The 21,343-nt window shown below is 49.2% G+C and carries 16 protein-coding genes; 15 read left to right on the top strand and 1 reads right to left on the bottom strand.

Features of this window, described 5'->3' with window-relative positions; genetic code table 11:
• Positions 1 to 96: 96 nt before the first annotated feature.
• From MHI12_RS08290 to MHI12_RS08330, 9 genes are all read left to right on the top strand, one after another.
• On the top strand, positions 97 to 3,024 hold the full coding sequence (locus MHI12_RS08290) for an extracellular solute-binding protein (protein WP_405172115.1): 2,928 nt from the start codon (positions 97 to 99) through the stop codon (positions 3,022 to 3,024).
• Between the two features lie 75 nt (positions 3,025 to 3,099).
• Complete coding sequence (locus MHI12_RS08295) at positions 3,100 to 4,011, top strand: carbohydrate ABC transporter permease (RefSeq protein WP_047842211.1); 912 nt, start codon at positions 3,100 to 3,102, stop codon at positions 4,009 to 4,011.
• 2 nt (positions 4,012 to 4,013) lie between these two features.
• Entirely contained in the window at positions 4,014 to 4,877 is an 864-nt protein-coding gene (locus MHI12_RS08300) for a carbohydrate ABC transporter permease (protein WP_017689719.1), read from the top strand.
• 11 nt (positions 4,878 to 4,888) lie between these two features.
• Positions 4,889 to 6,355 (top strand): gluconolactonase, encoded by a 1,467-nt coding sequence (locus MHI12_RS08305; RefSeq protein ID WP_405172116.1) that lies wholly within the window; start codon positions 4,889 to 4,891, stop codon positions 6,353 to 6,355.
• A complete protein-coding gene (locus tag MHI12_RS08310; RefSeq protein WP_405172117.1) occupies positions 6,336 to 6,956 on the top strand; it encodes a YIP1 family protein in 621 nt (206 codons plus the stop codon). The genes MHI12_RS08305 and MHI12_RS08310 overlap by 20 nt, the downstream gene beginning before the upstream one ends.
• Positions 6,957 to 6,970: 14 nt before the next feature.
• Entirely contained in the window at positions 6,971 to 9,556 is a 2,586-nt protein-coding gene (locus tag MHI12_RS08315) for a DUF5696 domain-containing protein (RefSeq protein ID WP_405172118.1), read from the top strand.
• Positions 9,553 to 10,452: a carbohydrate ABC transporter permease gene (locus MHI12_RS08320; RefSeq protein WP_074094247.1), complete on the top strand. Its 900-nt coding sequence runs from the start codon at positions 9,553 to 9,555 to the stop codon at positions 10,450 to 10,452. Before MHI12_RS08315 ends, MHI12_RS08320 begins: the two co-directional genes overlap by 4 nt.
• A gap of 28 nt (positions 10,453 to 10,480) precedes the next feature.
• Positions 10,481 to 11,491, top strand: coding sequence for a carbohydrate ABC transporter permease (locus MHI12_RS08325; protein ID WP_084174508.1), 1,011 nt, complete (start codon positions 10,481 to 10,483; stop codon positions 11,489 to 11,491).
• Between the two features lie 28 nt (positions 11,492 to 11,519).
• A complete protein-coding gene (locus tag MHI12_RS08330) occupies positions 11,520 to 12,482 on the top strand; it encodes a glycosyl hydrolase (protein ID WP_405172119.1) in 963 nt (320 codons plus the stop codon).
• Between the two features lie 147 nt (positions 12,483 to 12,629).
• Here the strand turns inward: MHI12_RS08330 and MHI12_RS08335 are convergent, their stop codons facing one another.
• Positions 12,630 to 12,896: a hypothetical protein gene (locus MHI12_RS08335; protein WP_127544537.1), complete on the bottom strand. Its 267-nt coding sequence runs from the start codon at positions 12,894 to 12,896 to the stop codon at positions 12,630 to 12,632.
• A gap of 229 nt (positions 12,897 to 13,125) precedes the next feature.
• Here MHI12_RS08335 and MHI12_RS08340 point away from each other — a divergent pair, with 229 nt between their 5' ends.
• The 6 genes from MHI12_RS08340 to MHI12_RS08365 all read left to right on the top strand — a co-directional run bounded on the left by MHI12_RS08340 (position 13,126) and on the right by MHI12_RS08365 (position 21,326).
• Positions 13,126 to 13,662: a hypothetical protein gene (locus MHI12_RS08340; RefSeq protein WP_405172120.1), complete on the top strand. Its 537-nt coding sequence runs from the start codon at positions 13,126 to 13,128 to the stop codon at positions 13,660 to 13,662.
• Positions 13,663 to 13,866: 204 nt separating this feature from the next.
• On the top strand, positions 13,867 to 15,444 hold the full coding sequence (locus MHI12_RS08345) for an extracellular solute-binding protein (protein ID WP_405172121.1): 1,578 nt from the start codon (positions 13,867 to 13,869) through the stop codon (positions 15,442 to 15,444).
• A 23-nt stretch (positions 15,445 to 15,467) separates the two neighbouring features.
• Positions 15,468 to 16,436 (top strand): ABC transporter permease, encoded by a 969-nt coding sequence (locus MHI12_RS08350; protein ID WP_405172122.1) that lies wholly within the window; start codon positions 15,468 to 15,470, stop codon positions 16,434 to 16,436.
• Positions 16,437 to 16,495: 59 nt separating this feature from the next.
• Positions 16,496 to 17,368, top strand: a complete 873-nt coding sequence (locus tag MHI12_RS08355) for a carbohydrate ABC transporter permease (RefSeq protein ID WP_405172123.1) — start codon at positions 16,496 to 16,498, stop codon at positions 17,366 to 17,368.
• A gap of 43 nt (positions 17,369 to 17,411) precedes the next feature.
• A complete protein-coding gene (locus tag MHI12_RS08360) occupies positions 17,412 to 19,766 on the top strand; it encodes a helix-turn-helix domain-containing protein (protein WP_405172124.1) in 2,355 nt (784 codons plus the stop codon).
• Between the two features lie 42 nt (positions 19,767 to 19,808).
• A complete protein-coding gene (locus tag MHI12_RS08365; RefSeq protein WP_405172125.1) occupies positions 19,809 to 21,326 on the top strand; it encodes a sulfatase in 1,518 nt (505 codons plus the stop codon).
• Positions 21,327 to 21,343 lie beyond the last annotated feature (17 nt).

A 21,343-nucleotide genomic window follows, 5' to 3' on the forward strand; every position in this document is an offset into this window, starting at 1 on the left:
GCAGGGGCTCGTGTCGGCAAAGTTGGACGGAGCCCCTTTTCCTGAACCACCAAATCGGCATTGCTGGCATCAGCCTTGATGAGGAGGACTCGTAGGATGGCTGGAATTCTACAACGTAAGACATGGATATTGTCCACAGTAATCATCGTGGCGGCAGCCTGCATCATTCTATATGTAACTTCCGGCGCTGATGTGAAGAGTGCAGACATTCCACCTGGCAGTCTGCCTGCCATTGAAGTGGATGCAATCTTGCAGCAGACCCGCCAGAAGAAGGGATACGAACAGTATCGATCCGGAACGGATCAGGCTACACAGCCGAATGTGGACATCACCATTGAAGCAGGAGATTACATAAGAGCCGAAGGTGAAGACGTCCACAAACTGACTAATTATGAGGGTATGGACGGAGTATCTCTCCATACCGGAGAGACCGGACAAGTCGATTGGACCATTAATGTGCCGGAGACTGGGCTGTATAACCTGTCCGCCATCTATTATCCCGTTGAAGGCAAGAGTTCGGCCATTGAGCGTGCATTATACATTGATGGTGAACTTCCTTTTGCGGAAGCTGCCTATTTGCAGTTTGACCGGGTGTGGGCCAATGAGAAAGATGTCGTGGAGCAGGACAATCAAGGCAATGACCTACGACCGAGACAAGTGGAGCAACCACGCTGGATGGAAGAAACGTTTCAGGACTCCGACGGGTACGAACAGGCTCCATTCAAGTTTTATTTGGAAAAAGGGGAACACAAGCTAACGCTAAAATCATCGCGTGAACCCATGGTGATTCGGTCCATTCGTCTTTTCAATGAGAAGACAGCCGTTCCTTACGCGGAGACTGCGGGGGCACAACAGTCGGATCCCTCCGGGCAGCCGAAGGATGTACTTATTCGCATTGAAGGAGAAGCCGCGATTGCCAAATCTTCACCTACGTTATACCCGACGAGCGAAAGGTCAAGTTCTGCTGTATCTCCTTATAGCGCTTCCCAGGTACGCATCAATACGATTGGCGGGTTTAACTGGCGTTTGCCAGGGCAATGGATTGAATGGGAAGTGGATGTGCCCGAGAGCGGACTCTATCATATCGGATTTACCGCACAGCAGAATTTCGTCAAAGGTATCTATTCTACACGCAAACTGACCATTGACGGTGAAGTTCCCTTTGCAGAGATGGCGAAAGCACCTTTCCGTTACCAAAGCGACTATCGCATTGACGTCATGGGAGGCAAGGAAGCATACAAGTTTCAATTGGACAAAGGGAAACATGTGCTACGGCTGGAAAACAGCCTCGGTGACTTTGCACCCCTTATCCGCAATGTGGAGGACAGTCTGTACAACTTGAACTCCATGTACCGACGTATTCTGATGATTACAGGCACGAAGCCTGATGAATTCCGGGATTATCGGGTGGAGAAACAGATTCCGAACCTGCTGGAAGTGTTCAGCGGGGAAAGTAAACGACTCAAAGACGTGGCTGCACAGCTTCGTCTTCTGTCAGGACAGTCCAGCGATCAGGAAGCGCTGATCAAGACGATGGCGTTGCAACTGGACGAGATGATTGACAAGCCAGATACCATTCCAAGACGGCTTGCGGCATACAAAACCAACACAGGTGGTCTCGGCACATGGGTGCAACAGGCACGAGAGCAGCCTCTTGAGATTGACGCACTGTACGTCACTTCGATTGACCAAGATATTCCCGGAACAGGTATGGGGCCACTTGCCAAGCTGGGTCATGAAGCGAAGATATTCTATCATTCGTTCTTCATTGATTATAACCAGATCGGCAATGTAGCCACATCGGAAGATCAGCGTACGGTAACGGTCTGGATAGGTAGCGGACGTGACCAGGCGAATACGATGAAAGCGATGATTGACAAGACCTTCACACCAGACAGTGGCATTAACGTGAATCTGAAGCTGGTGAATATGGGAACCTTGTTGCCAGCGACTTTGTCTGGTGAAGGACCGGACGTAGCGATGCAGATTGGCAACGATCTGCCGGTGAACTTTGCGATGCGGAACTCGGCTGTAGATCTGACGCAATTCAGTGATTATAGCACTGTAGAACAGGAGTTCAGGGAAAGTGCGATCGTGCCGTATGCCTATGATTCAGGCGTATATGCCCTGCCGGAAACGCAAACCTTTAACATGCTGTTTTATCGTAAAGACGTGCTCGAAGAACTCGGACTTGAAGTGCCTCAGAACTGGGAGGATGTCGAAGCTCTGCTCGCGATTCTGAGCAAAAACCATATGGAATTCGGCATGCCGATTGTGACTCAGGCGAATATGCAGGGTGTTAATATCCCGCCGAACTCGCAGTATGCCACGATGTTGCTTCAGAACGGCGGCGCCTTCTATCGAAATGATGACAAGGAGTCGGATCTGGATTCCCGAATCGGGATCGAGACGTTCAAGCAGTGGACGGAGTTCTATACCGATTACAAGCTGGAGCGGGAATATGATTTTGCCAACCGTTTCCGGACAGGACAGATGCCTATTGGACTAACGGATTACACCATGTACAACCAGTTGTCCGTATTTGCACCGGAGATTCGGGGACTATGGGGATTCGTTCCTGTCCCGGGAACCGTTCAGGCGGATGGAACCTTGAATCGGGACGTACCGGGTGGAGGCAGCGCAGTCATGATGCTGGAGGGTGCCAAGGATCAGGACGCGGCGTGGGAGTTCATGAAGTGGTGGACCAGTACACCGATTCAGGCTGAATTCGGACGAGAGATGGAAGGACTGATGGGTGCCGCTGCCCGTTATCCAACGGCCAACATCAAGGCGCTGGATTCCCTGCCGTGGCCTGCGGAGGATTACGCCAATCTCAAGGCTCAATTCGAAACGGTGAAGGGCATTCCTGAAGTACCCGGTGGTTATTTTACAGGCCGCCATCTGTTCAATGCATTTTACAAAACCGTTGTTGGCCAAGTGGAAGCCAGGGAATCCATCATGGATTATACCCAATATATTCAGGACGAGATTCGCGTCAAACGTAATGAATTTGGTCTTCCGTAAGCAGAGGGAGGGTTAATCGTGCCACAAATATCACTCCGAGACGGACAAAACAGTCCTCCTGAGAAAGCGTCAAGGATGGGCATGAAATCGTGGTGGAGCTGGAAGCTCCAGGAAATGAAGGCCAGCAAACATTCCTATGTTCTGCTTGCACCTTATATGCTCCTGTTCCTCATGTTTACCGTGATTCCGGTTGTCATCTCGATCATACTCAGCTTCACCTACTTTAACATGCTGGAATTTCCACGTTTTATTGGCTGGCAGAACTACACTCGCCTGTTTCTGGAGGATGATGTATTCCTGATTGCGATCAAGAATACGCTGCTGTTTGCCATTATCACCGGACCGATCAGTTATATTGCCTGTTTTGTCTTCGCGTGGATCATTAATGAGTTAACACCGAAATGGAGAGCGTTCATGACGCTGATCTTCTACGCGCCCTCCATCTCGGGCAATGTGTATTTTATCTGGCTGATGATCTTCTCGGGAGATCGTTATGGCATTGCGAATGGGTTGTTGATCAAATGGGGCTTTCTGCTGGAGCCGATCCAATGGCTGAAGACAGAAGCCTACATTATGCCGATCCTCATTCTCGTGCAGCTGTGGCTGAGTCTCGGAACTGGATTTCTGGCGTTTATCGCTGGTTTGCAGACGGTGGACCGGACATTGTACGAAGCGGGAGCGGTGGATGGGATCAAAAATCGCTGGCAGGAACTATGGTACATTACCCTGCCTTCGATGCGCCCACAGCTCATGTTCGGCGCAGTCATTCAGCTGACAACCTCGTTTGCCGTGGCCGATGTGTCGATCGCACTGGCCGGGTTCCCAAGCGTGAACTATGCAGCAGAGACTGTGGTAACCCATTTGATCGACTTTGGTACTACGCGGTTTGAGATGGGATATGCATCAGCAATTGCCACCGTACTGTTCATGATTATGGTGGGCACCAACTTGCTGGTACAGAAACTGCTTCGAAGGGTGGGAGAATAGCTATGGCTGCAATTGCGACAGGCAAAAAGCGGGTGAATCGCTCGCTATCGGGAAGCCTCTCCCTGTTTGCCCTTCTGCTCGTATTTGGTGCCTTCATGGTGCTGCCGCTGATTTATGCAATCAACAATGCGTTCAAACCATTGGATGAGATTTTTACCTTTCCACCAACGCTGTTTGTCAAAAATCCTACATTCAGCAACTTTACGGATCTGCTGAATCTGCTGAGTGACTCATGGGTGCCGTTCTCACGTTATATATTCAACACGGTATTTATTACAGGCATCGGTATCGTAGGCCATGTACTGCTAGCTTCGGCAGCTGCCTACCCGCTTGCCAAACACAAGTTTCCGGGCAAAGTATTCATGTTCCAAGTGGTCGTACTGTCACTGATGTTCACACCTGCGGTAACGGCCATTCCGAACTATATGATCATGTCATGGCTCGGATGGATCGACACGTACTGGGCCGTCATTATTCCGGCATTTGCCTATTCACTCGGGTTGTATCTAATGAAACAGTTCATGGAGCAGATCCCGGATGCACTGCTGGAAGCAGCCAAGATTGATGGTGCCAGTGAATACCGGATCTTCTGGTCCATTGTCATGCCCAATGTGAAACCAGCCTGGCTTACATTGATCATTCTGCTGTTCCAGATGTTATGGGGCAGTGATGGCAATGGGTACATCTACAGCGAGCAGCTCAAGACCCTGCATTATGCAGCAGGGCAGATTATTCAGGGCGGAATATCCCGGGCAGGAGCGGGTGCTGCGGTAGCACTGATTTTGATGAGTGTGCCGATCACGCTATTTATTTTCTCTCAGAGCCGAATCATTGAGACGATGGCGAGTTCGGGCATGAAGGATTAAGGGGGAACGATATGGCACGCACAGTGAAAAGATGGCTTGTTCTCCTGGCGGCAGTATCTCTGCTGCTGGTGAATGCCGTGCCTGCGGCGGCCTCCCCGGCGCCGTATGAGAGTTATAACTACAACTACTGGAAAGAGGCTGTTCCTTCACCAGATGCCTATCTGCCCGAGCGTACTATATCAGGCCGTGACCTCGGCATTAGTGAGTTCAAAGACCCCGGTGATGTGAACGTTTCACCCTCCGGGTTGATCTACATTTTGGATAGCGGCAACAGCAGAATTGTCGTATTGGACCCCGACTTTAAGCTGCTGCGCGTCATTGATGAATTCATGATGGATGGCAGCAAGGAGACCTTTAATCTTCCAGGCGGATTGTTTGTGGATGAAGAAGAACGCATATATGTCGCCGATACGGGAAACAGTCGTGTGGTTGTCCTGGATGGAGAGGGGACGCTGATTCAAACCATTACGAAGCCAGAATCAGATATCCTGTCGACTCAATTCCAGTTCCAGCCTTTGAAGCTGACGGTTGACCATGTAGGCCGAGTGTACGTTGTGGCGCAGGGGGTCTACGAAGGGATTATGCAGTTTGACGAGAGTGGGAAATTTATCGGATACGTCGGTACGAACAAAGTGGAGCGGGACTACGGCGAATATATCTGGCGTATGTTGTCCACCAAAGCCCAACGCGCACAGATGGTCCTGTTTGTTCCAACGGAGTTCTCCAATGCGGATATCGACCACAAAGGATTTGTGTATGCAACGAATATTGATCCCGGCTCGAATGAACCGATCAAACGCCTCAACCCGTCTGGCGAAGATGTACTGAAACGGTTTGGTTATTACGATGTCAAAGGCGATATCCGGTTCCGCAACAATCCGGGTCCCTCCAAACTAATTGATGTAAAAGTGCTGGGCAACGGCATGTACAGTGTACTGGATGCGACACAGAACCGGGTGTTCACGTACGACGATGAAGGTCATCTGCTCTACATATATGGTGGCAAAGGAAATCAGGTGGGCACGCTCAAAACACCTGTCGCGATTGAACAATCGGGTGAGCATCACTTGGTTCTGGATCGGGGCAAGAACAACCTTGTCGTTTATGCGCCAACCCGTTTTGGTGCCCGTGTGAATGAAGCGGTGGTACTCCACTATCGGGGCGAGGACACGGAGGCCGTGAATATATGGAGAGAAGTGCTTAAGCTGAATGCTAACTATGACATCGCTTATATCGGTATCGGCAAGTCCTTATTAATGGAGAAGAAAAACGAGGAAGCGCTAGGTTACTTCGAACTTGGAATGGACCGCAAGAGTTATTCTGTCGCGTTCAAGAGGCATCGGCGGGAGATGATGAAGGAACATTTTGGTACATTCCTGACCGCTGCAATCGCGCTGATTGTCATTCTGATCCTGACCCGGGTAGCGGTTAAATGGAGACGGAGGAGGCAGGTTGATCGTGAAGCAGGATTTCATTAAGTTTCCGCTGCATCTCATTTTTCATCCCATTGATGCATTCTGGGACCTCAAGTCGGATAACCGGGGACGGCTTCTTGTTGCTTATGCAGCACTGGCGCTTACTATTGTCATGATGATTTTGCAAAAGCAGTACGCAGGATTCCTCGTCAATTACATCGACCCTCGCACGATTCACAGCATCATCGAGATCGCCACGGTTGCGGTACCTTTCTTTCTATGGTGCACGGCCAACTGGGCGGTAACGACCTTGATGGAAGGGGAAGGCAAGTTCAGGGAAATCGTTCTGGCGACAGGTTACTCGCTCATTCCGGTTATTCTGATCTATGCCCCAATGATCGTGATCAGCCGGTTCATGGTGCAGGAGGAGACTGCTTTTTATTATCTGTTCAATAGCATCGCGTTTTTCTGGTTTGTGTTGCTTCTGTTCATTGGCATGATGACGGTACACCAGTACACGGTGATTAAAACGATCATTACGATGGTGCTGACACTCATTGTGATGGGCATTATTGTATTCCTTGGCGCACTGGTCTTCAGCATGCTGCAACAGCTGTACGAATTCGGTTATAACATTTACCGCGAGTTGATTTTTCGGACCTAAAGGAGGCGGCATCCGTGAACAAAAGGCAACGATTATATACGGTGCTGGCTGGTGGTGCAGCTGTAATCATGATTGCAGCCGGGCTGCTGTATATAAACAACAGGGGGATTCCTGCCGTAGAAGCCGCGGCTTATCTGGATACGACAACCACAGCCATGTCCGTCATGGAGGACCCGTTGCAGTTCCTTAGTGACTCTTCGCAGGGTGTGCCTGGTATGCAACTGGTCGCTGAAGATCAGAGACTCGCCCTGTACTATAACGAGGAGACAACGGAAATTGCAGTACGTGACGGGAAAAGTGGAGAGATTTGGTATAGCAATCCGAAAGAACGGGCTGAGGATGGTCTTGCTTCTGCATATGAAAAAGAAGTGCTGTCCTCCCAGCTGAATGTGTCTTTCCGGGATGCGATGGGCACACTGGAGAACTTTCCGAATTTCAGTTCCAGTATCAGCAACAAACAATTCACAGTGGGTCAGATCGATCAAGGGATTCGGGTTAACTATACACTTGGTGATACATCACTTGGTATTGATGCACTACCGAAGTTGATCAGCAAACAGCGTCTGGAGGAGAAGGTTCTTTCCAAGCTGGATGCTACTGTCGCTAGATACACGTCTGCCCGTTATTATCCAACCAAGAGCAATCCGGATATTCTGGAACGGCTGGATGGACAGATTTCGAAGCAGCTAGTACTGAACAAGATGTTGGGTGCCTTTGAGACGGCGGGTTATACCGCGGACGATTTGGCTTTTGACAATCAGGAGAACGGGGTTGAAGGTGGGGGCGTATCCGATAAGCCCAGCTTTGTCATTTCAGTGGAATACCGACTGGAGCAGGGAGCACTTGTTGTGACCGTGCCTCTGAGCCAGATAGAGGAAAGTGGGCAATACCGCATTCGGAATATTGATTTGCTCGCTTATTTTGGTGCTGCGGATACAAAGGGTGAGGGCTATATGCTCGTGCCTGATGGTTCCGGCAGCCTGATCCATCTGAACAACGGGAAAACCCAAGAAGAGCAGTATGTACAGCGCGTCTATGGCACAGACCCAAATGATAATTCACTCAGTCGTCCTCAGGTTAGTGAATCCGCGTATATGCCTGTGTTTGGTCTGAAGAACGGGGAGAATGCCTGGTTTGCAGTCATTGAAAAAGGGGATGGCATTGCCAGTATCTCCGCGGATATTGGAGGCAGACAGAATAGCTACAACCATGTACACGCGACCTTCTCCCTGCGCGGAGAGGATGAGCTGGAGATGTATACCTCGCAGAAAATGCAGGAGATTCAGCTGCTTAGCGAGGAGCCTTTCCGTGGAGATATTCAGGTCCGCTATCATTTCCTTCATGGAGAAGATGCCAGTTACTCGGGCATGGCCCGCCTGTATCAGCAGCAGTTGATCGAGCAGGATGTACTGAAGCCGCTCGCAGAACAGACGGAGTTGCCGTTCTATGTGGATGTGCTTGGTGCAGTGGACAAAAAGGCTTCGTTCCTGAGTGTGCCTTATCGGACCACCTTAGCCATGACGACGTACGAACAGGCTACAGAAATGGCAGCAAAGCTACAGCAGGATGGTGTGAACCGCGTACAAATGCGGTATCAGGGATGGTTTGGAGGTGGCATCAGTCATCATACGCCAACCCAGGTGAAGTTGGACAGTGAAGTGGGCAGTCGTTCCGAATTGCAGGCGTTGTCCACCAAGCTGGAGCAGTCGGGTGGAGCTTTGTTCCCGGATGTGGCTTTCCAGCACATGTATCACGATGATATGCGCTTTGCTCCTTCCTCGGATGCAGCGCGGTTTGTCACAAAGGAGACAGCGGAACTGTATCCATACAATCCTGCCCTTAATCGCATGGATCAGAGTAAGGACAGCTATTATTTGCTCTCAGCGGCCAAGCTTCCTTATGTGGTGAATGAGTTTGCCGACAAGTACAATCAACTGGACCTCGGCGGATTATCCCTTCGTGATCTTGGGCAGGTCCTGACTTCCGATTATCGGGATAGTCGGGTGATTCATCGGGAGACGGCGAAGAACATTGTGAAGGAGCAACTTGGCAAGTTGGCAAAGTCCTATCCGAACATGATGATATCTGCCGCAAATAGCTACGCTTGGGGAAGTGCACAACATGTTGTGAATGCACCCGCAGGATCGAGTCGGTTCAATATTACCGATGAAGAAGTTCCTTTTTATGCGATGGTCATTCATGGATACATGAACTATGCGGCATCTCCAATGAACACGTCGGGGGATCAGGATCTCCGCAAACAGTTGCTGCGCAGTCTGGAGCTTGGGGCAGCTCCATATTTTCAATGGACCTATGAACCATCATCCAGGCTGAAGCTGACGAATTATGATTCGGCTTACGCAACGGAGTATGCATATTGGGTGGATGATGCCGTTGCCTTGTATAAGCAGGCCAATGAAGTGCTGGGAAATCTGGCGAATGAGCAGATTCTTAAGCATGAACGCATTCAGGATGGCGTTGTCCGGATCACCTATACTGGAGGTACATCCATCCTTGTGAATTACAATGCGGATGCAGTAACCGTGGATGGAACAACGGTTGGCGGGACGGACTATGTGGTGGGAGGAGTGAACCGATGAGAACCATTCGATTATCGCTGAAGTCACGGAGAGCGCTGCTTGGACTTGCATTCATTTCCCCGTGGCTGGTCGGTTTCGTCTTCCTCTTTGCCACACCACTCCTGCAATCGATTCGGTTCAGTCTGAGTAATCTATCCGTTGCTCCGGGCGGGTATGTTCTGGACTTCGTTGGATTTAAAAATTTCAAGGATGCGCTTCTGGTTGACGCTACATTCAACCGGATTCTGGTGGATTCAGTTGGAGCGATGGTACTGAACGTGCCGATGATTTTGTTCTTCAGTTTGTTCACGGCGACACTGCTTAACCAGAAGTTCAGAGGCAGAACAATGGCACGTGCAATCTTTTTCCTGCCGGTTATTCTGGCTTCCAGTGCAGTCGCAGCAGCTGAGTCTGCGGGATTAATCAATCTGATGGGGGATGCGAGTGCGGTGGATGCATCAGCCGATGGCGGTGCTTCGTTCAATGTGGTGTCCATTGTGCGGATGCTGGCGGATGTGGGATTGCCGATGGCCTATGTGGATTACATTGTAGAAGCCATCATGCGGATCTATGAGATTATTAGCAGCTCTGGCGTCCAGATTCTGATCTTCCTCGCTGCACTGCAATCGGTACCGGGATCGATGTATGAGGTTGCAAAGATCGAAGGGGCGACAGCTTATGAATCATTCTGGAAAATTACATTTCCCATGGTCAGTCCGTTGATTCTGACAAATGTCATCTACACGATCATTGATTCATTTGCCGGGAGTCCAGTCACACAGGCCATCTACCAAACCGCATTCAAAACCCAGAACTTTGGCTTAAGCTCGGCGATGTCCTGGCTGTACACACTGGTGATTGGTCTTGTATTGATCGTAGTGGGATGGGTCTTGTCACGGCGGGTTCACTACAACTGACGGTTAACATTAAGGGAGGCTTCAGATTATGGCTGCATCAGGGACAGATCGCATGGTGGTAGTTCCGAAGCAGAATTATCACATGCATCGGGTGCGAAACAAAACATCGGACCTTCTCTATTCCATATTCAGATATGCACTGGTCATCGGCATTTCATTTATTATTTTGTACCCGTTATTTCTCAAAGTGTCAGTTGCGTTTAAGGATAAACAGGATATCTACAATCCAACGATCTATATGATTCCCCAGCACTTTACATTGGATAATATCCGGCTAGCGGCGCAAGTGATGGATTACCTGCCTCTGCTGGCGAACACGTTATTGTTTGTTACCATCACAACGCTTCTGACAGCGATATCCTGTGCACTTGCCGGATATGGCTTTGCCCGGTTTTCGTTTCCGGGTAGTAATGTACTCTTCATCCTTGTGATTCTGACGATTCTGGTGCCGACAAGCACACTTATGGTGCCGATGTATCTGCATTTCCGCAGCTTTGACTTTCTGGGCATCATCCAGTTGTTCTCTGGAAAAAATGGCATCAATCTGCTGAATACGTATTGGCCTTCCATGATCACGGCTGCTACAGCGGGAGGGCTGAAGGCGGGGCTGTTCATCTATATTTTCCGTCAGTTCTTCAAGGGCATGCCAAAGGAAATCGAGGAGGCTGCATTGATTGACGGCGCAGGTGGATTCAAAACGTTTGCTCGAATCATGCTGCCCAATGCAATCTCGCCGCTGATTACGGTCATTCTGTTTTCGTTTGTATGGCAGTACAATGATACGTTTTATTCGGCGTTATTCATGAGTGAAAGTCCACTGATTTCACTGAAGGTGGCTTCTTTACCGGCTCAGGCGAACCAATTGATTCCGCAACTGATGGGCTTTGGTTCGAACTCGGGCATCAAGGCCGATCCGAATTATGTGGCGATGATTGTGGATACAGGCATTTTGCTGGCGATTGCACCGTTAATTATTTTGTATCTGTTTGTACAACGTTATTTCGTTGAGAGCATTGAACGTTCTGGTGTAGTGGGTTAACATGGTAAATCCAATTGGAGGTGTAGAGATGACAGTGCGTGAGATCAGCAGAGTTCCGGTGAATAAAGCAGCGACTCCCGAAGCAAAAGAACTGATGGCGTTCCTGGTAGAGCGTTATCAAAAAGGGATGTTGTCAGGCCAGCAGGATTATAGCAATCTAAACTGGATTAATGAAAATACAGGCCGGAAGCCAGCTGTGATTGGGTTTGATCTCATGGAATATTCGCCATCAAGAACAGAGCACGGTGCGGTCTCCCAAGAGATTCGGGATGCGATAGACTGGCACAAACAAGGCGGGATCGTGACACTATGCTGGCACTGGAACGCACCGACGGATCTGATCGATGAACCGGGTAAAGAGTGGTGGCGAGGGTTCTATACGGATGCTACCACCTATGATCTGGGTTCAGCGCTGGCGCATCCTGAATCGGAAGCATATCAGTTATTGATTCGGGATATCGATGTTATTGCTACACATTTGCAAGAGTTGAAGGATGCTGGTGTGCCTGTATTATTCAGACCACTTCATGAAGCAGAAGGTGGGTGGTTCTGGTGGGGAGCGAAAGGCCCCGAACCTGCCAAACAGTTATATTGTTTGTTGTATGATCGATTGGTTCAAGAACATCAGCTGCACAATCTTATCTGGGTCTGGAACTCGGAAAAACCGGAATGGTATCCGGGTGATGATATCGTGGATATTGTGAGTGTAGATGTATACCCGGAAGCGGGAGATCACTGCCCGCTGGCGGCACGTTACACCAACCTGCGAGAGCTTGTGAAGGATAGTAAAATCATTGCACTGGCCGAGAACGGCTCCATCCCTGACCCTAAGCAGATGAAGGAACAGGATGTACACTGGAGTTGGTTCTGTACCTGGACAGGTGGATTCCTGAGAGACGGGACGCATAATGAACTAACGTTTTTGAAGGAATTGTACCATAGCAAAGAGGTCATTACGCTCGATCAGTTACCGAAGTGGAGTTGGTTATAAGAATCCCACGTCCAACTTGAATTGGAATCAATGAAGCGTTAGTATTCGCTGTAAGAATTCATGCGAATACTAACGCTTCATTTGTTGGTAGCGCACATTAGTTAATGGAACCCATCACCCCTGAAACATTAGAAGTTGAACAACCATTTAGTTTGACGGGTGTAACATAGCTTGGATATTGGTATGTAAAGTCACGCTGGAAGTGAATAAAATATACGATTGATTCACTGTGCGGATCAGAATCCTCTCGCTTGTGCCATTGACTGGACCGATCCGAATGGCGGATGGTTCGCTTCCACCGTACGTATCATCCAGGGTGACCGATGTGATATGTGCGATAGGAATTTCAATTTTGGAGAACTGCCAGCGGATGACCAGTTGATCTTCTACTTTTTTCACGTTAACACCAAACATAATACGACCTCCCTTTAAGCCCTCTGAAGATAAATACTTTTTATTAGTCTACCACTTATTGGTTAATATTTCCTTAATAATAGTAAATTCCCCGAGCAATTGAAGTGCTCAAGTGTAACTTTATCTACGGGTAATATTTCGCTACAGATATTTCCATAAATGTTGGCATGATGTACACTATGACTAAAGAATCTGGATACGGAGAGATTTGTTGGAGGTGGAGATTCGTATGACAGATTTGAACGCGTATCATTATTTTGAAAAAAGTCTTGGTCCTTTCCGAAATCTCTCCAGCCTGTCTAATGAAGAAGCCGAAACAGTTGCCCAACAAATCCGTCATCAAGGCCGGAATTTTGCCAGTCAGCGATCAGCGGATTATATGACCATCCGAAGAGCGCTTGAACATAAAGCGTACGAGCAGTTTAAAGGCAAAGGCGGAACCCCCACTAATCCATATCCCCACTATATGACCCTCGGTGCATGTGAATGGCTGTCATCCTGGTATACCGAACCGGATCAAGTGATGATTCCGTGGGAAGATCTGTCTGCCGAAGTTGTGAGCTTCACGTATGGAGATCTCTTTCCAACCATGCGTTATCTGGATGATAAACCTTACCGTAAGCAGGTCTACACCAAAGATGAAATCCTGGAAGTTATTCAGGCCTATGGTTGGCCTCAAGAATGGAACCGTCAAGGTGATCAAGGTCCCGAACGATATATTGAAGTACAAGTGTGGGACGAGCGTATTATCAGACCTTATCGTTGAATCGAAGGGGTTTAGGGCACATTTCTACCGTTTCTAACAGGTGCAAAAAAGTGCAATTGCAGGAAATACGGGTGTTCGTTATAGTGAGTGAAAGCTTTGACCGGTCAGGAAGAATCTTCTTCAAGAGCCTGTCAAAGCCCCTTTTTTAATCGTTAATCCGATTAAGACTATAGGTTTAAGAGACTAAGGAGGATGGGAAAGCCTATGCAAAAAGTGGGGAAACGCAACACCCGTAATCTGGCCTGGATCATATCGGTTGTCATGGTCATGTCCGTGGTGCTTAGTGCATGCGGAAATAATGAAGAAGGACAGGTAAGTGGCGGCAGTGGCAATGCCGACGATCCGTTGGAAGTCAGCATTATGACCATCACGCCAAGTGCCGTCCCTGCTGCTGATGATAATGTAATCAAACGCGCCATTGAAGAAGCGACTAACTCCAAAATGAATATCCAGTGGGTCTCCAACAATATCTACGGTGATAAGCTCAATCTGACCCTGGCTTCCGGGGATATACCTGATCTCATCATGATTAATGATCCATTTGGAAGTACCTTCACCAAGATGGTCAAACAAGGTGCTTTTTGGGATATCACCCCTTATATCAAGGACTATTCGAACCTCAGCGGAGGCATTCCCGATATTGCTTGGGATACAACCAAGGCAGCAGATGGCAACAATTATGGTATCCCGCGGCCTCGCCCGGTCACTGGCGATTCTTTTTTCATCATCCGCAAGGATTGGCTTGACCGATTGAATTTGCAGGTGCCAGAGACCACGGATGAGTTGTTCAACGTGATGGAGGCTTTTGTGGAGCAGGACCCTGATGGTAACGGAACCAAAGATACTACCGCACTTGCCGCTTATATCAGTCCTGATGATCTCGGTTGGGGAGGTAATCTCGGCCCCGTACTCGGTGCCATTGAGAATTCTTTTATCGGAACCAATAGCAGTTGGAAATGGGATGAGTCGCAGGGGAAGCTGGTCTACAGGGAGCTGTTGCCCGAGGTGAAAGAATCCCTTCAATATCTAACTAAAGCCTATAGCAGCGGCATGATGCCGGAAGATCTGCTTTCGCTCAAGCTGACGCAGGCCAGAGAACTGTTCAAGCGCAACCAGGCGGGCATTATCGTGGACAAGACAGGTACAATGCGCAAAATCTATGCCGATGACCTGAAGAAGGTTGATCCCTCTTTCAAATATACGGATTTCTATCCTTTGACCAATCTGAATGGATATAATCCGAAGGGTTCGGGATACAACGGTATTCTGGCGATCCCAGCAAGTGTGCCGGAAGAGAAGATGAAACGAATTCTCCAACTCGTTGATACCTGGATGAATCCGGAAGTATTTGAAATTCAGCAGTTCGGGATTGAAGGTACGCATTATGAAGTGGTCGATGGCAAAAAGGTAGCAAATAGTGAAAAATTGACGGCGGATAACGCGTCGGATTTCAATCATATCGTTAACGTCATCGACCTGCCTTGGGATACCACGGGTGAAACGGATGAAGAGACACAGGCCAATGAACTGTTCAAAAAAGTGGAGGCAGAGCGAGACAAAACGAGCGTGGCGGATCTGGCCGCTGGCCTTCAATCCGAGACCGGGCAAAAGGTGCTGCCTGAACTTAACAAGAAGATCCAGGATCTGAAAGCAAAGATTATTCTGGGCCGGGAGCCAATTGAAGCTTGGGATGCCTTTGTGGAAACCCTGCGGAATGATCCGAATTTCCAGGCGATGAATGATGAGATGACTGAAGCCTACAAGAAAAGAAATGGACAGTGATCTGAGGGAAGGAGCTGCAAACCATGAGCACCCATGAGCAACGAATGAGTACGGTTAAGGGGAAGCAGACTTCATCCAAAAAGAAAGGGTTAAACCTGCTGTCCGCACTTCGGCGTGACCGGTCGTTATATTTGCTTGCACTGCCGGGCGTATTGTTCTTCCTCGTTTTCAAATACATCCCGATGTGGGGCATCATCATTGCATTTCAGGATTACTCGCCCTTTCGGGGGATTCAGGGCAGTGAGTGGGTGGGCTTGCAACACTTTACAGCACTCTTTGGTAATCCGGATTTTGCTTTGTTGTTCCGAAATACGCTGGCAATCAGCTTGCTCAATCTGATTTTGTTCTTTCCTTTTCCGATCCTGATTTCCCTGGGACTCAACGAACTGCGAAGTGTGGCGTATAAGAGACTGATTCAAACGATTATCTACATGCCGCATTTCCTCTCCTGGGTGATCATTGCCGGGTTAACACTGCTGCTGTTCGCCAAAGGAACGGGACTGATTAATGAGTTATTCGCTTTATGGGGATGGCCCCGCGTGGATATATTGACGAACCCGGACAGCTTCTGGATCATGGTCACCTTGCAAGCGATGTGGAAGGAAGCTGGTTGGGGCACGATTGTGTTCCTGGCCGCCATGGCGAGTGTGGATACTCAACTGTATGAGGCAGCACGCATGGATGGAGCGGGACGATTGCGCCAGATCTGGCATATTACGTTGCCTGCCATCCGCAGTGTCATCATCGTGCTCTTGATTTTAAGACTTGGAGACATCATGGAGGTGGGGTTTGAGCAAATCTTCCTTATGTACAACGGCGCTGTATCTGAAGTGGCCGAAGTGTTCGACACCTATGTATACCGCACAGGGATCGAGCAGGGCGATTTTAGCTACAGTACAGCGGTTGGACTGTTTAAATCCGTAATTGGTCTAGTGCTGGTCGTTGTCGCAAATCGTGTGGTTAAGCGCATGGGTCAGGAAGGCGTCTACTAGTTCGATCCGGCACCTATCCATACCCGGGCAGCCATTAATCAATGGAGAGGAGGTTTCGAATGCATCGCATGAAATGGAGTGAGCGGATTGGACAGTCCCTAAATGTGGTTACGCTTGGACTACTGGCTGTGGTTATGTTTTTCCCACTATATTATGTTTTCATCGTTTCATTCACGGACCCTGGAGAATATTTGCAAAAGAAAATCGTACTCTTCCCGGAACGCTGGTCTGTTGAAGCCTATACGTATTTGTTATCCACGCCTGCCTTTGCACGCTCGCTGGGGAACAGTGCATTTCTGGCAACCGTCGGCACGGTGTGCAGCCTGGCAGTATCATCCTCTCTGGCATATGCGCTGTCCCAGAAGCGATTCCACTTCAGAAAAATACTGATGTTCCTGATTGTACTAACCATCTTGTTTAGCCCGGGCATCATTCCAAATTATCTGCTGGTGCGGGAACTCGGGCTGATCAATAATATCTGGGCATTAATTCTGCCTGCGCTCGCCAATGGCTGGACGGTGTTGCTGATGAAAAATTTCTTCGACAGCCTGCCCGCAGAGATCAGCGAAGCGGCATCCATTGATGGCTGTAGTGCCATCCGAACCTGGTACACGATTGTGTTGCCCTTATCGATGCCTGCGCTTGCTGCTTTTGGATTGTTTTTCGCTGTAGGCTACTGGAATCAATTCTTCGCGGCACTGTTATACCTGAATGATTCTGCGAAATGGCCCATCCAAGTATTATTGCAAAACATGTTGCTGAACGCATCCAATATCGATCTGGTTGCGCCTGGACAGCAGGTGGAGACACCGCCGACAGAAATGTTGAAGATGGCCGCGATTATTGTAGCCATATTGCCAGTACTGGTGGTGTATCCATTCATTCAAAAGCATTTTGCCAAAGGAGCACTAATCGGCTCGGTCAAAGGATGAATCTGCATTCAGGAGGGTATTCCCGGGAAGGAGGTCCATACAGATGATATTCAAGCGCACAGCAGACCCATTACCCAAAGGGCGTTATTTCAGACGAAGCCTGATGATGATTCTGTTTATCGCCTGCATTCCGGGAGTCATTACAGGGGTGCTGCTGTATGGCTGGGTCACCGTCAAAATGGAAAAGATTTTGCAGCAAACCCATCTGCATCAGTTTGAACAACGTACCGTGTGGGTTGGCGATCAATTGGATGCGCTTGAATTGACCTTCTCGCAGTGGGCCTTCGATCCGGTTTTCGATAACCGTCTGAAAGAGCTCGATTTTGTATTCAAGTATAAACAGGTGCATGAACTGTACCGATTGCTGCTGATGATTCAGAATTCCAATACATTGATCGGCAAAGTTCAATTGTATCTGGGGGAACCCCGGGCCGTGAAGATGGATTCTGAACGGTATGATTTTATCAAAGACGCTGGGGAGATCGAGAAGTATGAACGGTTGACTCACCAGCCCCAGGCCACATATTGGTCACGCTCCATGGAGGGCACATCCATGATGATGGTGAATCGACTTCCGGGTGGAAGCGACGATGCACTGGGGGCACTAACGATCACGCTGGATAACAAGCAACTGGGTAACATGTTACAGACCTTGTCTCCGTATAATGGCGGGACGACATTCCTGCTGGATGAGCAGGGGAAGCCCATGCTTCCACAAGACCAGGCGCTTGGTGGATTACAGCATGCTGTCCGTGAACATCTGTTGAACCAGGAAGGGAATCTGTCTTCATTTCTAATGGAATATGAAGGACTGACCTACTCGGTTCAAACGGGCACCTTCCGCAGATTGGGTGCCGATTGGACTTATGTGTCCGCGGTTCCCCTCAATGAAATTGTAGCTCCAATTGTGTCTGTACCCCGAATCATTCTTCTCGTCAACGGATCTGGACTTTTGCTGGCTCTGATCCTGTCGTGGGTCGGTTCACTGCAACTATATAAACCGTTTACGAAATTACTGCGAATATTTACCGTGGCTTCTGTCCGCCCGAATGGGTCTGTACAACTGGATGAAATCAAGCATATTGAACAGCGCTGGATTGGCGTTAATGAGGAGAGAGAATCGTTGCAGCAACGGTTGGAAGAGCAACTTCCGCTCGCTCGGGAAAGCTTGCTGATTCAACTCACGCTGGGTCATCTGTTACTGTCATCCGACCATGAATGGAAGCAACGTCTGGCACAGCTGGGCTGGGTCCTTTGGGATGAGCGGTTCATCATCCTGTTTGCTCACATTCGTCCGAGTGCAGTTCTTCTATATGGGGCTAAGGAGCGAAATCAGAGTGAATCTCAGGAGTGGATCAGTTTTGCCGCAACCGATATTTTGAACAGGCAGTTGGTGGAACTTCCTTACCGGGCCGAAACGATTAATTACCATGACATGTCCATTGCGCTGTTGCTCGCTGTCCCTCCAGAGGTCCAGCCAGAGACGCCTGAATTCAGAGAAGAATTAACTCGGATGGCTCAGCATTGGCTGGAAGCCGTGCAGTCGGAATGGAACGTTCGTATGACAGTCTCGATCAGTAAACTCACATCAGATGCCTCCCACATTCCACAGCTGGTCAGAGAATCGAGGGCTGTGTTGAGGAAGAGGCAATTCTCTTCCAATGTGACCATCATTGATATGAATGAGGAGGCAGAGCAGGATGTGAATGAACATGGAGTATATCTGCTTGAGCTGGAGCAGGCCATCATCTCGGCATTGCGTAGTGGTGAACAGGAATCTGCCCTGGAACAGTTCAGCATATTTATTGGCACGTATGCTGGATCTGAAGTGCCGGAGAAGCATGTTCGTCAAGCTTTATTCCAACTGCTGGCACGCATACAACATACCCTTTTGCAATTAGGGGAAGATCCAGTCGAACTGTTTGGGGTAGGGATGTATGAAGAGGTGCTGCAACTGCATGACTTGGATGAATTGTTCCTGTGGTTCAGGGAACGGATTGTGCACGTATGTATAGAGGAATTCACAGGCAAGGAAGAGAAGCAGATACAGATGGCGGTTCATCAGATGAAGGAGCATGCGCAGCAACAGTATGCAGAAGCGTTATCGCTGGATGAATTGGCAGATCTTCACGGGATTCATTCTTACACATTAAGCCGGGCATTCAAGCAGGCATTTGGGCAGAATTTTGTGGACTATCTAACTGAGGTAAGGCTCCATCGGGCCAAAGAGCTGCTTGAATCAACAGACGTCAAGATCAGTGAAATTGCGGAGCAGGTGGGCTATCAGCCCAGTTACTTCAATCGTTTGTTCAAAAAAAGTGAGGGAACGACGCCAAGTCGTTACCGGGAAGACATTCACAAGCATACCGGGCACAATCGGGGTAACCGCTCCGTTTAAATCACGCCTTAGTTTTCAGCCCAAAGGAGAGTGAGATGTGACGTGTCACAGGACAAGCCAAATATTATTTTTCTCATGACAGATCAGCAACGATGGGACTGTATTGGAACGTTCAATGAACATATTCATACACCGAATCTGGATAAACTTGCAGCCGAGGGAATTACTTTCCGCGATGCGGTCTGCCAATCGCCAATGTGTGCGCCAAGTCGAAGCTCCATGATGATGGGGTATTATCCGTCACAGCTTGGGGTTCGAACGAATTATGGCGGATTGTTTGAGGAAGACAAGTTGCCCTCCGAACCTTTGCCGGAGTTGATGCACCGCGCAGGGTATCAGACAGCCGGATTTGGGAAAACGCATTGGAACCATAGTGATGGTGTAGATGAGCCTTCCACGCGAGGGTTCGAAGTAAGATCGATCGGTCTTTCCCGTCAAAGTGGTCATTATGAACAGGGAGCGACAATGATGGGTGACTCCCATCCCGAAGCACTGGAAGCATACCATGAGGAGACTAAGCATTTTGGTAGCGGTGAGGAAAATGTCAATGGTTATACAGGGCTTACGAGTCAGATTCCGATGAATCAGCATCGGGATGGGTGGGTAGCCGAGCAGGCGCTGCAGTTTTTGGATGAAGGGATCGACCCGGAGCGCCCATTATTTTTTTATCTGTCTTTCCTGAAGCCACATGCCGGGTTCAATGTACCCCAAGCATTTGAAGACCTGTACAGGCTGGAAGATATTCCGGATATCCCACAACCGCCGTGGGAGGATGAAATGCAGACTCACCTGGCAGCTTCCGATGAACTGAATTCGAATAGTCGACGGTCATACCTCGACAAGAAGAAGGTATGGGACCAGCGAAGTTTGGAGGAGCGGAGGAGGACTACGTTAAGATACTGGGCGAATTGCTCCTGGCTCGATCATTACTTTGGACTCGCTTTGGAGAAGTTGGAGAACCAGGGGAGGTTGGAGAACGCGCTGATTGTATTTGTCTCGGATCATGGAGAGATGCTGGGGGAACGACAGTTTCGCTTCACCAAATATAATCTGTATGACAGCAGCGTGAGGGTGCCACTTATCTTGTCTGGTACCCACATTGAGGAGCAGAAGCGCGGAACGATTGATCAGGGGCCTGCGGAGTTGGTGGACCTGGTGCCGACATTGACACGTGCAGCCGGACTTCAAGCGAATCCGATGCTGCCTGGTGTCGATCTGCTGGGCGATCTCCGGCATCGCGGAACGTTCTGTGAATTTCATGGAAAGGGGGTAACGGCGCCTCATTCGGCTCCGGCCTATATGTGGCGGACCACGGAGTGGAAGCTCATTCTGTACCTGGAAGGTTCTGTCGCAGAGTCTGCATCCAGAGTGCATGAAACGAAGGGTGAATTGTATCACCTCACGGTTGACCCTCATGAGTGGACGAACCTGTATGATGAGGAGCAGCATGCTGTAATTCGGGAGCAATTAAAGACCGAACTGCTGATGCATCTGGCTGTCAGTTGGGCGAAAGGCCCCTTTTTCTATGATCGTGGAGGAACCAAGCCGTTGGAGCGGTAGATAGATCATGTTGACCG

The organism is Paenibacillus sp. FSL H8-0280 (assembly GCF_045040665.1).
GTDB lineage: Bacteria > Bacillota > Bacilli > Paenibacillales > Paenibacillaceae > Paenibacillus > Paenibacillus xylanexedens_A.